Raw genomic sequence first — 14,834 nt, 5'->3', positions numbered from 1 at the left:
GATACGGCACAAAGTCCGTATCGGCGGAAAAGCCGGGCCGTTCTACTGTTTCCCGGTCGCCACAGCGGCGTTGCCGTACGCCTTCCAGCCATTCGGCGTGCGGTCAGGCTAACCCTCGCCCTTCTGGTGCCGCTGTGACGACACATCGGGATACGGTCGTTTCGCCTTGGTCGAAGCGACGCCCCGCAGCATCCTGCCCGGCGCATTCGTGCCGCGGATCCATACGTCGGAGGCCACTATGGACGTCGTCACGCCATTCCAATTCTCGCTCGTCTACAATGCGTTTTCCTTTACCTTCGCGGCGATGGGGGCCGCCACCGCCTTCCTCTGGCTCAGTCGCGCGCAGGTCGCGCCGGCGTATCGGACCGCGCTCACCATTTCGGGGCTGGTCACCGGCATCGCCGCCTACCACTATTTCCGCATCTTCGAGAGCTGGAACGCCGCTTATATCTTCAGGAATGGCGTGGTCACCGCGACCGGCTTCGCGTTCAACGATGCGTATCGCTACGTCGACTGGCTGCTGACGGTGCCGCTGCTGCTGATCGAACTGGTGCTGGTGATGCGGCTGTCGCGCGCGGAAACGTCGTCCAAGGCGGTCCGCCTCGGCTCGGCGGCTGCGCTGATGATCGTGCTGGGATATCCGGGCGAAATCGCCAACGACATCCCGACCCGTGCGATCTGGGGTACGCTCTCGGCGATCCCGTTCCTGTATATCGTATGGGAACTTTTCAGCGGTCTCGGCGCCTCGATCAAGCAGCAGCCGGCGGGCGCACAGGATCTCGTCCGCAAGGCGCGCCTGCTGACCTTCGCGTCGTGGGGCTTCTACCCGATCGTGTACATGGCACCCTATGCCGGGCTGACGGGCGGCACCGCGACCACCACGATCCAGATCGGCTATACGATCGCGGATATCGTCGCCAAGGCCGGGCTTGGCATCCTGATCTTCCTGATCGCGCTCCGCAAATCGGAAGCCGAAGGCGATGGACACAAGGTCCACGCCGCCTGATCGGACGGCCGTGCTTGCCGATCACCGAGCGCAACCGCATCGCCGTGCCCCCCAGGGGCGCGGCGATGTCGTCTATCCGGTCTATTGGATCGCCGCGGCGACGCTCATCGCGCTGACCCTGCTTCGCGCGCCGCTAGGGGAACCGGCGGCGGTGGTCGCAGCGACCCTCGTGTTCATCGGCGGCGGGCTGCCGCACGGGGCCTATGACATCGCGCTGCTGCGGCGCGCGGTGGCGCTGGATCGGTCCGGCGTCGGGCTCGCGGTCGTGGGTTATGCGACGGTCGCCATGCTGATGGTGTTGCTGTGGATGACGCTGCCGTTGGTAGCCCTGGTGCTTTTCCTGGCGGTTGCCTCGGTGCATTTCGGCGAGGATTGGCCGATGCTCGAAGAGCCGCTGTTGCGGTTTGCAGCGGGCGCAGCGGTGATCGGGGCAGCGACGCTTGGTCATCCCGCGATAGTGTCGGACCTGTTCGTCGCGATGAGCGATCCGCGCGCCAAGGTGATCGCGCAGATCATTACTGCGGCAGCGCCGGTCGCATTGCTGGTCACCGCTGTCGGCATTGCCGTTGCATGGCTAAACAAGAGCAGAGGCTGGGCGGCCGCGATGGCGCTATGCTTCGTTCTGCTGGTCGTCCTGCCGCCGGTCGCCGGCTTCGCGCTGTTCTTCGTCTTCCTGCATTCGCCGCGGCATCTGGCGGAGACGCGAGCGCAGTTGCGCGACATGACGCTTGCCCGCTGGCTCGGGACCGGCGCGCTGTTGTCGGGCCTGGCGGTTCTCGGCTGGTGGGGGATGCGCGCCATGGCGCCGTCTCGGATCGACCCGACCGTCGTGGCGCAGGCGTTCCAGTTGCTCGCATCCGTCGCGGTGCCGCATCTGATGCTGTCCCGCTGGCTCGAACGGCGGGTGATTGCCGACCCCGCCCGTGGGGATCCCGTGCCAACGGCCTAGCCGGCGCGATGCGTCGCGCCCCGCCGCCCGGATACGGGACGGCCCCAATCGCAAGCGTCGTCGACCGCGACCCATTTCCGGCTGGAACGGTCCTTCGTCACATCTGTTCAACCGAAGTCCCGCGCTTCGGGTCATCAAAACGAACGGATATCAGCGTGGACGATCAGGGACATGAAGCGGGAAGCCCATGGCAGATACCGCTCAAGGGGTGGCTCGCCATCGTCAAGCGGAGCTGGGCAGAGACCGGCACGGACAATATCGGGCTGATCGCAGCGGGCGTCGCCTTCTACGGTTTCCTTGCGCTCGTGCCGCTGCTCGGTGCGATCGTGCTGGTCTACGGCCTCGCGGCAAACCCGGCGACCGTGATGCGCAACATGACGCAGCTCACGTCCGTCATGCCGAGCGACGTCGCCAAGCTGGTGGGCGAGCAATTGATGAACGTGGTCAAGACGTCCGACGACAAGAAGGGGCTGGGGCTGCTGCTGGCCCTCGGACTGGCGGTGTTCGGGGCGCGCAATGGGGCGGGCGCGATCATCACCGCGCTTAACGTCGCCTATGAAGAGCAGGAGAAGCGCGGGTTCATCAAGGTCAACCTGCTCGCCATCGGCATGACGGTGGTCGCCGTGATCGTCGCGATGATCGCCCTGGTGGCAATCGCCGCGCTCGGCCACTTTCAGCGACTGATCCCGAATGCCCCGGATGGCGTGATCATCGCGGGAAAGGTTCTCGCCTATCTCTTGCTGACGCTCGCGGGTGCCGGGGCGGCGGCCACCTTGTACCGCTACGGTCCATCGCGCGAGCGGGCGCGGTGGGTATGGCTGACGCCGGGATCCCTGTTCGCGGCGCTCATGTGGCTGGTGCTGACAATCGGCTTTGGCATCTACGTCGCCCAGTTCGGTAACTACAATGCGACCTATGGGTCGCTCGGCACCGTCGTCGTGACGCTCACCTGGCTGTACCTGTCCAGCTACATCTTGTTGTTCGGCGCGGAACTGAATTCCGAGATCGAGCACCAGACCGCACGGGACACGACCCGGCAATCCGCCCCGCTGGGCGATCGCGGGGCCTGGGCGGCCGACCACGTCGCGGACGACGACGCATCGGGCACGCATGCGGGCGGACCCGTCGTGGGTGCGGCGCGCCGGTCGGCCGAAATGCCTGCCGCCCTCGGCGAGATCGTCAAAAGTCGCATCGCCGGGCGTGCCAGCGGGATCGCGGGGCTTCCGAAAATCGGATGGGCGTCGTCCGTCGCGGCGACGCTGGGGCTGTCGCTATTGCGGCGGGGGCGGGGTGCGCAGGGCGCGGCCCTGCTGGGCGCAACAGCGGCCGTGACCTGGTTCCTGCGTGAGCGTCCGGCCACGCCGACGCTTGCGACGCGCGCGGTATTCTTCGATCTCGACGGGACGCTCGTCGACAGCAACGACCTGCACGTTGCGGCATGGGAGGCGGCGTTCCGAGAGCACGGCCATGCAGTCGGACAGGCCGCAATCCGGGGCCAGATCGGCAAGGGTGCGGATCAGCTCGTGCCCGACCTGCTTCGGGACGCGTCGTCCGACACGATCGCAGCGATCGGCGACCGTCAGGGTCAAATTTTCAAGGCGAAGTACCTCGCCGAGGTGCGGCCGTTCGCCGATGCCGACCGGCTGCTCCGCCATGTTCATGGGCAAGGCCAGAAAGTGGTGCTCGCTTCGTCGGCAGATGCCAAGGAGGTCGCGCATTACGTGTCGATGATGAAGCTCGGCCAGGTGGTCGACGCGACCACCAGTATCGACGACGTGGAAACGTCCAAGCCAGCGGGGGACATTTTCAGGGCGGCGCTCTCCAAGGTCGATCCGATGGGGGCCGACGAGGTGATCGTCGTCGGCGACACGCCCTATGATATGGAGGCGGCTGCGAAGTGCGGCATGCGAGCCATCGGCCTTCGCTCGGGCGGGTTCGACGACGCCGGGCTGCTCCATGCGGGTGCGATCGCGCTCTACGACGACGCGGCGGACCTTCTCGCGCGCTACGCCAGTTCCGTCCTGGCGCGGTAGCGCGGCCGCCCCTTCGCCTTCGGTCGCGTTTCTGCCGGATGGTCATCCGTATCCGGCATGGCTTCCATCCAAAATGCGCAAAACGCGGTGCTTGACCGCTACGAAGGCAAGCGACGGATGCGCGCGGGTATCGAAGATCGAAGGGCACGGGATGACCGCGCGAGATTGGGACGTCGATGGCGCATGCGATCGCCGGTTGTTTTACCGTAAGGACCGCTTTCAATCCATGGTACCGCGCCTGGGATTGTCTCCGCCTTGGTGTACCTGTCTCCTCATACGGGGTGGGCCAATGAGGCCCGTTTGAAGAAAGCGCTCGGTCGTTGGTACGAGAGAGGAACAGGCGCGCAGCAGCGCGCCGGGCCGCGAAGGTCCTGGCTGCCGCCGCAGGAGCGATGGCGCTGGCTGTCGTCGTCCTGATCATCCTGGTGACCAGCGCCGGCCCGACAGTCGATGCGGCGCTGCCGCCGACCGCCGAACAGGTCGGCGCGGGCCGTGACGCCGTTCTGCAGATGAAGGCCATTTGGGATCGACCCGACGGTCGGAGCAGCATTCACCTCGATCGCAGACAACTCGACGGCATGAGTGCGATGGCAACGCAGGGCTTTCGGCCGGATCGACTGCGAATGGACATCGACCACGGAATTTTGCAGATTGTGGGCAGCCATCGCCTGTTCCGCGGACGCTGGCTCAACATCGGCGTGTCCGCGCAAGGGCGTAGCACCGGATTTCCGCCGGTCCGTCTGACGGTTGGATCGCTGTCCATGCACGGCGCCCTGGCGCGGTGGACGATCGAGCTCGGTCGTCTGGCGCTGCGCTATCGCCACGTCGATGTACCCCCGCTCGATCAACTCGTTCAAACGGTCGCGATCAGTGATGATGCAGTGGCGGCGGTGGTCCACCTTCCGCGCAAGAGCGGGTTGATGGACCAGGTGGCTGGGCTATCCACCAACGCCGTCGACGAAACGCTGGTAACGAAGATCTACTGTCGCCTAGCGACCGCGCAGCAGGCAGCGCCACTGAGCGCGTTGACGGATCACGTGCACCGCGCGTTTGCGATACCCGATCCGGACGCAGGGACGCCCGGGTATAATCGCGCGACGTTCATTGCCCTGGCGATGATCCTGGTCGACGAACGCGCGGGGGATCTTGCCGGCGCGGCGCGGGCCGATACCGCGTCCTGTCGCGCAAAGGCGCATGCGGGGTTGCAGGTGCCGATCGCAACAATCCGGGGTCGATCGGACTGGCCGATGCATTGGGCATTATCCGCGGCGCTGGCAGCGGGCGCTGGCACGCACCTGGCGGAAGCAATGGGCGAGTGGAAGGAGTTGGCGGACAGCCTTGCCAGGCAATCCGCATTCGCCATCGGCGATCCCAGCGGGTTTTCGTTTGCCGACCTTGCTGCAGACCGGTCCGGATATCTGGTAGCGCAGGCTGCCATCCGCCCTGAAACGTCGGCGGCCATGGCCGATCGGCTCCGCAGCGTGTCAGCCGAAGAGCTGTTGCCGAGCGACCTCACGGCCCGCGAAGACGGCATTTCCAACCAGGCGTTCGTCAAGCGGTACGGTGGGTTGGCCGATCCCCGTTTCCAGGCCCGCGTCGCCGGCATCGATGCCGCGCTCCGGCAAGGCGGATTGCTGGGCGGAAAAAATTGACCCAGCCGGCGCTATCCACGCGCTACCTGCCAGCAAGACTGCGGGCAGGGCCATTCCCGGAACGGCGGGATACGCCATACCGGCACTTCAGCCTCGGTCGGTGGTATCGGCACGGCCTGGCGCGGCCCTCATCTCGCCGCATGGGTCTTTGCACGCGCCATGTGGGCCGCTTTTGAGGATGACCATCGTCCCGGTAAACGCAAGCAGCACACCGCATTTGGTATCGCACAGGATGATATTGTCCTGCAGGACGGAACGCTCGAAGTCCGCGAAGCGCTCGCGCATGAAATCCGCTTCGAACGCGTCCAGCCGTTGAACTACCAGATCGTCGGTCGCGAGAGTATCGCCGGACCGGTCGCTGTAACGATTGGAGATGGAGTGCTCGATACCGGCGCTCCCCTGCGCGGACTTCGACATCCAGGGGTCGAGACGTCCTGAGCGACCCAGGCTTGGATCAGAAGAAGAACGTCCCGAGAGCGAACCCGATGAGAACCGCGGCGACGAAAAAGTCGCTGATCATTGCTATGGTCTCGTGACGACCGCGATGGGCCGTTCGGACGTGCTCGACCCCCGCGACCGCAAGGAAGATGCCTGCGCCGATCGCGGTGGGGAGCACGAAGTTCGGCATGGCGATCGAGGCAAGGCCCAGAACGCCGGATGCGATGTTCGCGCCACCCAGTTCGCGGACGAGCCCATACACCTCCGGGCTCTCGATCCCCATGATATCGCGGCTGGTAAAGGCCGGCTGCACATACTGGCGGACTCCGGCAAGGAACAGCCTTGCACCCACCGACCAGAAAACGAACCATTTTCCGATCAGCCACGCCATCGGTGCGTTGGACATGTCGAACTCGACCGCAATCGATGCAAGCGGCAGCACCAGCATGGTGAGGCCGACGACGAGTAGATAGACCATGACTTCGCCTCTTGCGCCTGAACCGATCGAACTTCCGCGTTTATCGGCATTGTGCCGGTAGATGACGAGGGTTCATTGATCCGCGCAAGACCCGAAGAGGCGCCCACCCGCTACATCCGCTCGGCGACCGTCACCGAGAGCCCGACGGTGGATGCAGCGAAAGGCCTGAATGGCGGCGTACGTCCCCGGGTTTAAAGCGTGAGCCGGCGGTCAGGCGCGTCGCGTGCGCTCGCCAGCCGGTTCGGCTTGCGGGGGAAAGGCGTGTTACACGCTCCGTCGCAGCGATGAATCATGCAGGAGCGCAGGCTTGGAAACCGTATCGATAGTGTTGATCCTTCTGCTGGCCGTGGTCGTCAGCGGCGCCGTGTCGCGGATGCTGCCAGTGGCGATGCCGACGCCGCTGGTTCAGATCGCGCTGGGTTTCGTCGTCGGTCTTGTTACGCATTTGCGCGTCGTGCTCGATCCCGAGCTGTTCATGCTGTTGTTCCTGCCGCCCCTGCTGTTTCTGGACGGCTGGCGCATTCCCAAGGACGCTCTGTTCAAGGACCTGTCGACCGTCGTCGAACTTGCGCTGGGGCTGGTCCTGCTGACCGTGGTCGGCATGGGCTTCCTGATTCACTGGATGATCCCGGCGATGCCACTCGCCGTGGCCTTTGCGCTGGCGGCCGTCATCTCGCCTACGGATCCGATCGCGGTGTCGGCCATCGCCGCGCGCGTCCCGATCCCGAAGCGCATGATGCATATCCTGGAAGGCGAATCGCTGCTCAACGACGCATCCGGCTTGGTCTGCCTGCGCGTCGCGATCGCGGCTGCCCTGACGGGCAGCTTTTCGGCGACCGGCGCGGCGATGAACTTCTTCTGGATGGCGGGGGCAGGGATCCTCCTCGGCGTCGCGCTGACGTTGCTTGTGACGCGGACGAAGGCTTGGGTGTCGCGGCGCTTCGGTGAGGAGACCGGCTCGCAGATCCTGATCAGCGTGCTGATCCCGTTCGGTGCCTATCTGATCGCCGAGCATGTTCATGCATCCGGCATCCTCGCGGCGGTCGCGGCAGGCGTGACGATGAGTTACGCCGAGATTTCGCGCCAGGCGCTGGCAGTGACCCGGATGCGGCGTAACTCGGTGTGGGACACGATCCAGTTCGCGGCGAACGGCATGATCTTCGTGCTGCTCGGTGAACAATTACCCGAAATTCTCTCGGGGCTCGACCAGACCGTCGCCCTGACGGGGCATTCCGGGCCGTGGTGGCTGGCCCTGTACGTTGCCGCGATCATGGCAGGGCTCGCCGCGTTGCGTTTCGGCTGGGTCTGGGTGTCTTTCCGCATCACGCTGTTGCGGCGTGCGCCGGAAGGCCAGACCGGATCGAGCCCGCCGTGGCGGCTGGTCGCGGCAATGTCGTTTGCCGGGGTGCGTGGCGCGATCACGCTAGCGGGCGTGCTGACGTTACCGATGGTGATGGGAGACGGCACGCCCTTCCCGGGCCGCGAGCTTGCGATTTTCCTGGCAACCGGGGTCATCCTGAGCTCCCTCGTCCTGGCGAGCATCGGCCTGCCACTGCTCCTGCGCGGGCTGACCATGCCGCCCGAGCCGTCGCAGCAGGCGGCGGAAGACATGGCGCGGGTCGCCGCTGCGGAGGCCGCGATCAAGGCGATCGAGCGCGTGCAGCATGCCCTGGCCGAAGGGCGGAACGATGCGGACGTCTATGCCGCTGCCGGCGCGCGCATCATGGACGGCTATCGCGAGCGGATCGAGAGCCGCAGCGCGGGGAGCGACGCCAGCCACGCGGCGCGTGCGAACGAGCGGATCGAGCGCGAACTCCGGCTTGCCGCGGTCCGCGCCGAGCGGGCCGAAATCATGTCGATCGCAAGGGAGCGCGGCCTGGGGAGCGAGCTTGCCGCCAAACTGGTGCGGGAGCTCGATCTGTTGGAGGTGCGCTACAAGTAACGTGGCGGCGTCCGAGGCGCCCAAGAACCGGCGGCGGTGGCGTGCGTGGGGCGCGCCGCGGAGGTAAACGGCCCCGACGCCAGGATCATATCCATGAGTTTGGCCCGCAAAACGCCGTCGGCGGCGGCGCTGGCCAAGTCCGTAGTCTGCTCCGGCCCACATGACGGTAGCCAAATACATGAAGATAAACTTTGTAGTTTAGCTGTCTTGTGGTATCGAGCCTGGATGAGCTCGACCGTGAATGACGAGGCAGTCCGCATTGCCGACCTGGCCCGCGACATTCGGGGCATGTCGGGAAAGCTGAAGCGGCGCCTGCGCGAACAGGCGAACGTCGGCGACCTGACCCCGTCGCAGACCGCGGTGCTCCTGCGGCTTGAGCGAGACGGTCCCGCCACCACGTCCGAGCTGGCGCGCGCGGAAGCGATGCGGCCGCAGTCGATGGGAACCGTCATCGCCGCGCTCGAGAGCGCCGGCCTGCTGCACGGCGCGCCGGACCCGCAGGACGGGCGCAAGATGCGGCTGTCGCTGACCGATCACTGCCGGCAGTGGATCAGCGCCGGGCGCGCGGCGCGGCAGGACTGGCTCGCACGCACGATCCGCGCGCGGCTTTCACCGCAAGAGCAAGACCAGCTGGCCGCGGCGCTCACGCTGCTGGGGCGACTCGTCGAGGATTGAGCGAACCTGCTTCCCGCTTTCGAAAGGACCATCGCATGGCGCTCACCGCGCTCGATCCGAAGACCGCGCTCATCATTGTCGACCTCCAGAAGGGGATCGTCGGCGGCCCGCTCGCGCATCCCATCGCCGGGGTGATCGCGCGCAGCAGAGCGCTGGCGGATGCGTTTCGCGCCCGCGGTCTGCCGGTCGTCCTCGTCACCGTCACCGGCGCTGCGCCGGGCCGGACCGAGCAGCCGCGGCGCGACATGGCCGCGTGGCCCGCCGATTTCGCCGCGCTCGTGCCCGAACTCGGGCAGCAGCCGGACGACATCCTCGTCACCAAGCAGAGCTGGGGGGCGTTCGCCACGACCGATCTCGCCGCGCGACTGAGTTGGCTTGGCGTCACGCAGGTGGTCATCACCGGTGTCGCGACGGCAACCGGCGTGGAGGCGACCGCGCGGCAGGCCTATGAGCAGGGCTTCAACGTCACGCTGGCCACCGATGCAATGACCGACGCGCGCGCCGATGCGCACGATTACACGATGCGCGCCGTCTTTCCGCGGCTGGGCGAGACCGGCTCGACCGACGCGATCCTCGCCCTGTTGGAAAGGACAGCGTGATGCCCTGGCTCTATTTGCCGGCCTATTTCTTGGGGGGCGCCTTTCTGGCGAACGCGATCCCGCACGTCGTCAGCGGCATGACGGGGCGTGCGTTCCAGAGCCCCTTCGCCACGCCGTCTGGCGAGGGGCTCTCCTCGTCGACCGTCAACGTGTTGTGGGGCTTTGCCAATCTCGTCCTCTGCTATCTGCTGGTGGCGGAGGTCGGAGTCTTCGACGGGCGGAACGCAGCGCACGCGGCATGCTTCGGCTTCGGCATGCTGGCAATCGGCCTGTTCGCGGCGCGGCACTTCGGGCGTTTCCATGGCGGTGCCTCGCCGGAGCCTTCTTGAGCGCTCCGGCGACGGGCCTGTTCCGGTCGCTGCGCGGCTACAATTACCGGCTGTGGGTCGGCGGGGCGTTCGTCTCCAACGTCGGTACGTGGGTGCAGCGTACCGCGCAGGACTGGCTCGTGCTGACGGTGCTGACACAGCACAGCGCCGCTGCGGTCGGCATCGTCATGGCGCTGCAATTCGGCCCGCAATTTCTGCTGCTGCCCTGGACCGGCTTTGCAGCGGATCATCTCGACCAACGCAAGCTCCTGATCGCGACGCAGACGGCGATGGCTGTGCTCGCACTGATGCTCGGCGTCCTCACCGTCAGCGGTCTGGTCGAGCTCTGGCACGTCTATGTCTTTGCCTTTCTCTTCGGAAGCGCGGCCGCATTCGATGCACCCGTGCGACAGGTGTTCGTGGCGCAGCTGGTCGGCGATGCCGACCTCGCCAACGCCGTCGCGCTCAACGCGACGTCATTCAACGCCGCCCGCCTGATCGGCCCGGCGATCTCGGGTCTGGTGATCGCGGCCGTCGGGACGGGCTGGGCGTTCCTGCTCAACGGCGTTTCGTTCGTTGCCGTGCTCCTGTCCCTCACGGCGTTGCGGGTGCGCGAATTGCATCCCCACCCGCGCGCGCGCCGCACGGCCGGAAGCTTCAGCCAGGGGTTGCGCTATGTCTGGTCGCGGCGCGATCTCAAGGCGATCCTGGTCATGTTGTTCCTGATCGGAACCTTCGGCCTGAATTTCCCGATCTTCATCTCCACGATGGCGGTTGGCGTGTTCCATGCCGAAGCGGGCGGATACGGGCTGTTATCGTCGATCATGGCGATCGGGACCGTAAGCGGCGCATTGCTGAGCGCCGGACGTCAGCGGCCTGGCTTTGCCGCGCTGCTGGCGGGCGCCGGCCTTTTCGGGGTCGGCTGTACGCTGGCAGCGGTCGCGCCGGGCTATTGGTTCTTCGCGGCAGCGCTGGTGGTGATCGGCGTGGCGTCGTTGACGTTTACGAACACCACCAACACGGTGATGCAGCTGTCGACCGAACCGGCCATGCGCGGCCGGGTGATGGCGCTGCGCATCGGCGTCGCGCTCGGAGGAACGCCGATCGGCGCCCCGATCGTGGGATGGGTCGCCGACCATTGGGGACCGCGCTGGGCGCTCGGCGTGGGTGCGGCCGCGGGGTTCGCGGCGGCGATCGTCGCGATGGTCTTCATCTTCGGCAGCCGGCGGGCTCGCGGAGGGGCGAGCGAAGAGCGCTGATTGGAAAGTCCGGCCGAACCACGCTTTATCCGCGACCGCTCAGAACCGAACGCCTGCGGCACGGAACTGCGCTTCCGCCGCGTCGACGGTGGTTCCCCCCTGGACCGGCATGGCGATCGCGCGGGTCAAGTCCGTCAGGATCGATGCTTCGAAGCCCTCGCGCCGGGCATCGAGCGCCGACCAGGCAACGCAGAAATCATAGGCCAGCCCCACGAACACGCACCGGCGAACCTGTTTGTCGCGCAGATAGCCGGCCAGACCCGTCCTCGTCACCTTGTCGTTCTCGAAAAACGCCGAGTAGGAATCCACCTGTGGGTTGTACCCCTTGCGGATGATGAGGTGGGCGCGGCTGATGGCATCCTGTACGCCGGGATGGAATGCAGCGCCGGCTGTTTCCTGAACGCAATGATCAGGCCACAGGACCTGGTCGCCATAGGGCATCGCCACGGTATCGAAGGGCTGCCGATCGGGATGGCTGCTTGCAAACGACTGGTGGCCGGCCGGATGCCAGTCCTGCGTGACCACGACGTGCTCGAAATGCGGGGTGAGCCGCGCGATCCCGGCCATGATCTCGTCCCCGCCCGCAACTGCCAGCCGGCCGCCGGGACAGAAATCGATCTGCGGATCGACGATGACGAGAGCATCCGACGCTTTGATGGCTTCGTCCCCGGCGAATTGCGCGATATCCAACGTCGTCTCCTGCAAAGCTGACAGGCCGCTGCGAGGATGGCCCGTGACGATAATGTTCCTGACGCCTCGTGCGCGCTGAACGGCTCTCCGTACAGCGTCGCGCTGATTGCGTCATTGGTGCCGACGAGCTTGGCGTTCGCTCGCCGCGTCAACCCGGCTTCTGCGAGGCAGTTGGAGCAACGCCGTCAACCCGTTTGGCTGGATGGTGCCAGGGGTGCATTCGGCCTCGATCGCAGCCGCTTGCTCCCTTGCGCAATAGGCGTAGTCTGTTGCGGAAAGGAGCGTGGCAATGCCCGGTATCGATGAAAAGCAAAAGAGGATGCATTACGATCTGTCGAACGTAGGGCTGCGTGCGCAGGCGACGGCGGTGGGGCTGGTACAATTGTGTATCGAGCTCAAGCAGGCGGGCCTGCTCGAGTCCCAAGCGATCGAGCGGATCAAAAGTGCCATCGGCGACGAGATCATCGGAAGCGCACCGCGCGCGGTCTGCAATGCGGCGCACAAGCAGGACGTGCGGTCCCGGCTCGACCGACTGTTCGCCGGCGATCAGGCGGTGGGCTCGGCCGACGCGCTCGCGTTCGAGAAACCGATGGACCGGGTCGACTGCTAGCCTCGCCGGCATCTCGCCTCGGCACGGGTCGTAACCGAGGCGAGGGACCGTCGCCTGGCGAGATCGCGGCGAAAGTCGCTGTACCGCGCTACCGTCGCCCCGACGCAACCGACGGTGCGGCGCTCGATCGCGCCGGCGCGCCCGGGTAACCACACGGCTCCGGCTTTCGCCCGGGTGACGGTCGGACGGCGAGTGATCTTCGCACAGCGCCCGAACCTTTGCGGGCATCCCCTCGCTGCACGAGATCGTGGTTTCGTCAAAGGCGCCAATCCGCTGATCGGTCAAACCCGGGCCGGATGAACGGCAGCCGCGATCTAGTCGCTGCTGATCAGGCAGCGTATCAGCTTCTGGCTTGCGGTCGCGACGTTTCCGCCATGGAGCGCCTGGGTGCAAACCGATCCAATCGACACGATCATGAAGGCTTCCGCCAGCAGGCGGTGCTGCATGCTCACGATGTCGCTTCCGGCCAGACCCGCAAAGGCGCGGCTGATGTTTTCCGACATGGTTTTGCGGATGTCGGAAAATATCGTGCTGATCCGTTGGTTGCGGGATGCTTCGGCCGCGATTTCCAGGAACAGGCGGTCGCTCTCCTCCTCTTGGCGGCAGGTCGCAGACGTCAGCCAAGACATGATCCCGTCCCGGTTCTTCGTCGCCAGCGCCTGGTCGAGCGTCGTCAGGTCCGCGAACTTCTCGCAGTCCGCCTCGACAATTGCAGCGATGATGTCCTCCTTGGAGGGAAAATCCCGGTACAGTTGCTGAACGGCCACCCCGGACTCACGCGCGATCAAGGCGATGCCAGTCGCATGGAAACCGTGTTCCACGAACAGTCGACGCGCCACCGCCTTGATATTGTGTCGGCGCAATTCTGCGCGCGAGGCGGGCGGGCATTCGACAGTCGACAATCCGGGGTCCTCTCTCATGCCTTATTGACGCATGCAACTGGCACGTCTAACGACGCCAATCGTGAGTGATCGCTCTCATACTTTTTTTCAAGCGGGAAATTTTATGTCCTCCAATCGGCTGATGAGCTGTGTGTTGGCATCAAGCGCGTTGCTCGCACTGGCGGCGTGCGGTGCGAAGCAGCCACAGCAGGCGCCGCAAGGCCCCGCGCCGGTTGGCTATGTCGAGGTGCGGCAGGAACCGATCACGCTGACGACGGAGCTGCCCGGACGGACGTCCGCGTTCGAGACGTCGGAAGTGCGACCGCAGGTCAACGGCCTGGTGCTCCAGCGCCTGTTCGTCGAGGGCGACGTCGTCCACAAGGGGCAGGGGCTCTATCGCATCGACCCGGCACCTTATGAAGCACAGGTCGCAAGCGCCCGCGCTGCTTTGACGCGCGCCCGCTCCAGCATCGCCTCGAGCGCCGCTTTGGCGCGCCGCTATGGCGAACTGGTCAAAATCAACGCGATCGCGCGGCAGGAATTCGAGAACGCGCAGACCACCGCCGCACAGGCGCAGGCCGATGTGGCGGCGCAGCAGGCGGCACTGCGGACCGCGCAGATCGACCTGGCCCGCACCACCATCCGGGCGCCGATCACCGGGCGGATCGGACGATCGGTCTATACGACGGGCGCCTTGGTCTCGGCATCGCAGACCAACGCCCTCGCGACGATCCAGCGCCTCGATCCGATCTATGTCGACATTCAGGAGTCCAGCGCCGACCTGCTCAAGCTCCGGCAGCAGATCCTCAGCGGCCAGCTGACGCGCGACGGCAATGCGCGCGTCAAGCTGAAGCTCGAGGACGGCAGCGAATATGGCCCGCAGGGAACGCTGCGCTTTGCCGACGTCACCGTCGATCCGTCGACCGGGTCGCAGGTCATCCGCGCGCTGTTCCCCAATTCCAACGGCCTGTTGCTTCCGGGCATGTTCGTTCGCGCATCGCTCGTCGAGGGTACGCAGGCCAACGGCATCCTCGTTCCGCAGCGGGCGGTCAGCCGAGACGAAAAGGGGCTGCCGACCGTCATGGTCATCGGTGCCAGAAACAAGGTGGAGATGCGCTCATTGCAGGCAACCCGGGCCATCGGCACGAACTGGCTGGTGACGAGCGGCCTCAAGCCTGGCGACAAGGTCATCGTCGAGGGTGGCATGATGCTGCGCCCCGGCATGCCCGTTCAGGGCAAGCCATGGAACCCCAACGCCCAACCCGCCGGTGCTCAGCCGCAGCCGGGTAAGGCGCAGGCACAGGCGAAATAAAC

Annotated in this window: 15 protein-coding genes; 11 read left to right on the top strand and 4 right to left on the bottom strand. The window is 65.9% G+C overall.

Features of this window, described 5'->3' with window-relative positions; translation table 11 throughout:
- Positions 1 to 238 precede the first annotated feature (238 nt).
- From L8K25_RS00185 to L8K25_RS00170, 4 genes are all read left to right on the top strand, one after another.
- Entirely contained in the window at positions 239 to 1,006 is a 768-nt protein-coding gene (locus L8K25_RS00185) for a bacteriorhodopsin-like (RefSeq protein ID WP_242136909.1), read from the top strand.
- Positions 981 to 1,955: a Brp/Blh family beta-carotene 15,15'-dioxygenase gene (locus L8K25_RS00180; RefSeq protein WP_242136908.1), complete on the top strand. Its 975-nt coding sequence runs from the start codon at positions 981 to 983 to the stop codon at positions 1,953 to 1,955. The genes L8K25_RS00185 and L8K25_RS00180 overlap by 26 nt, the downstream gene beginning before the upstream one ends.
- 155 nt (positions 1,956 to 2,110) lie before the next feature.
- Entirely contained in the window at positions 2,111 to 3,988 is a 1,878-nt protein-coding gene (locus L8K25_RS00175) for a YhjD/YihY/BrkB family envelope integrity protein (protein WP_242136907.1), read from the top strand.
- A 392-nt stretch (positions 3,989 to 4,380) separates the two neighbouring features.
- Positions 4,381 to 5,640: a hypothetical protein gene (locus L8K25_RS00170; protein ID WP_242136906.1), complete on the top strand. Its 1,260-nt coding sequence runs from the start codon at positions 4,381 to 4,383 to the stop codon at positions 5,638 to 5,640.
- Between the two features lie 87 nt (positions 5,641 to 5,727).
- On the opposite strand, the gene L8K25_RS00165 is transcribed toward L8K25_RS00170, so the two are convergent.
- Positions 5,728 to 6,057, bottom strand: coding sequence for a hypothetical protein (locus L8K25_RS00165; protein ID WP_242136905.1), 330 nt, complete (start codon positions 6,055 to 6,057; stop codon positions 5,728 to 5,730).
- A 37-nt stretch (positions 6,058 to 6,094) separates the two neighbouring features.
- Positions 6,095 to 6,556: a DUF6790 family protein gene (locus L8K25_RS00160; protein WP_242136904.1), complete on the bottom strand. Its 462-nt coding sequence runs from the start codon at positions 6,554 to 6,556 to the stop codon at positions 6,095 to 6,097.
- Positions 6,557 to 6,863: 307 nt separating this feature from the next.
- Here L8K25_RS00160 and L8K25_RS00155 point away from each other — a divergent pair, with 307 nt between their 5' ends.
- The 5 genes from L8K25_RS00155 to L8K25_RS00135 all read left to right on the top strand — a co-directional run bounded on the left by L8K25_RS00155 (position 6,864) and on the right by L8K25_RS00135 (position 11,339).
- Complete coding sequence (locus tag L8K25_RS00155; RefSeq protein WP_242136903.1) at positions 6,864 to 8,498, top strand: Na+/H+ antiporter; 1,635 nt, start codon at positions 6,864 to 6,866, stop codon at positions 8,496 to 8,498.
- A gap of 225 nt (positions 8,499 to 8,723) precedes the next feature.
- Positions 8,724 to 9,173: a MarR family transcriptional regulator gene (locus L8K25_RS00150; RefSeq protein WP_242136902.1), complete on the top strand. Its 450-nt coding sequence runs from the start codon at positions 8,724 to 8,726 to the stop codon at positions 9,171 to 9,173.
- Positions 9,174 to 9,208: 35 nt separating this feature from the next.
- Complete coding sequence (locus L8K25_RS00145; protein ID WP_242136901.1) at positions 9,209 to 9,772, top strand: isochorismatase family protein; 564 nt, start codon at positions 9,209 to 9,211, stop codon at positions 9,770 to 9,772.
- Positions 9,772 to 10,101 (top strand): hypothetical protein, encoded by a 330-nt coding sequence (locus tag L8K25_RS00140; RefSeq protein ID WP_242136900.1) that lies wholly within the window; start codon positions 9,772 to 9,774, stop codon positions 10,099 to 10,101. Before L8K25_RS00145 ends, L8K25_RS00140 begins: the two co-directional genes overlap by 1 nt.
- Positions 10,098 to 11,339 (top strand): MFS transporter, encoded by a 1,242-nt coding sequence (locus L8K25_RS00135; RefSeq protein WP_242136899.1) that lies wholly within the window; start codon positions 10,098 to 10,100, stop codon positions 11,337 to 11,339. The genes L8K25_RS00140 and L8K25_RS00135 overlap by 4 nt, the downstream gene beginning before the upstream one ends.
- 39 nt (positions 11,340 to 11,378) lie before the next feature.
- Here the strand turns inward: L8K25_RS00135 and pncA are convergent, their stop codons facing one another.
- Positions 11,379 to 12,029, bottom strand: a complete 651-nt coding sequence (pncA, locus tag L8K25_RS00130; protein ID WP_242136898.1) for a bifunctional nicotinamidase/pyrazinamidase — start codon at positions 12,027 to 12,029, stop codon at positions 11,379 to 11,381.
- A gap of 289 nt (positions 12,030 to 12,318) precedes the next feature.
- Between pncA and L8K25_RS00125 the strand changes: the two genes are divergently transcribed.
- The gene (locus L8K25_RS00125; RefSeq protein WP_242136897.1) at positions 12,319 to 12,639 is read left to right on the top strand and encodes a hypothetical protein; all 321 of its coding nucleotides are present in this window, start codon (positions 12,319 to 12,321) and stop codon (positions 12,637 to 12,639) included.
- A 314-nt stretch (positions 12,640 to 12,953) separates the two neighbouring features.
- Here the strand turns inward: L8K25_RS00125 and L8K25_RS00120 are convergent, their stop codons facing one another.
- On the bottom strand, positions 12,954 to 13,478 hold the full coding sequence (locus tag L8K25_RS00120; protein WP_242136896.1) for a TetR/AcrR family transcriptional regulator: 525 nt from the start codon (positions 13,476 to 13,478) through the stop codon (positions 12,954 to 12,956).
- A gap of 166 nt (positions 13,479 to 13,644) precedes the next feature.
- On the opposite strand from L8K25_RS00120, the gene L8K25_RS00115 reads away from it, so the two are divergent.
- Complete coding sequence (locus tag L8K25_RS00115) at positions 13,645 to 14,832, top strand: efflux RND transporter periplasmic adaptor subunit (protein ID WP_242136895.1); 1,188 nt, start codon at positions 13,645 to 13,647, stop codon at positions 14,830 to 14,832.
- Positions 14,833 to 14,834: the final 2 nt, after the last annotated feature.

Source organism: Sphingomonas sp. TREG-RG-20F-R18-01, assembly GCF_022662475.1.
Taxonomy (GTDB): domain Bacteria; phylum Pseudomonadota; class Alphaproteobacteria; order Sphingomonadales; family Sphingomonadaceae; genus Sphingomonas.
Note: the sequence above shows the minus strand (reverse complement) of the source record. Positions and strands in the feature narration are given on the sequence as shown.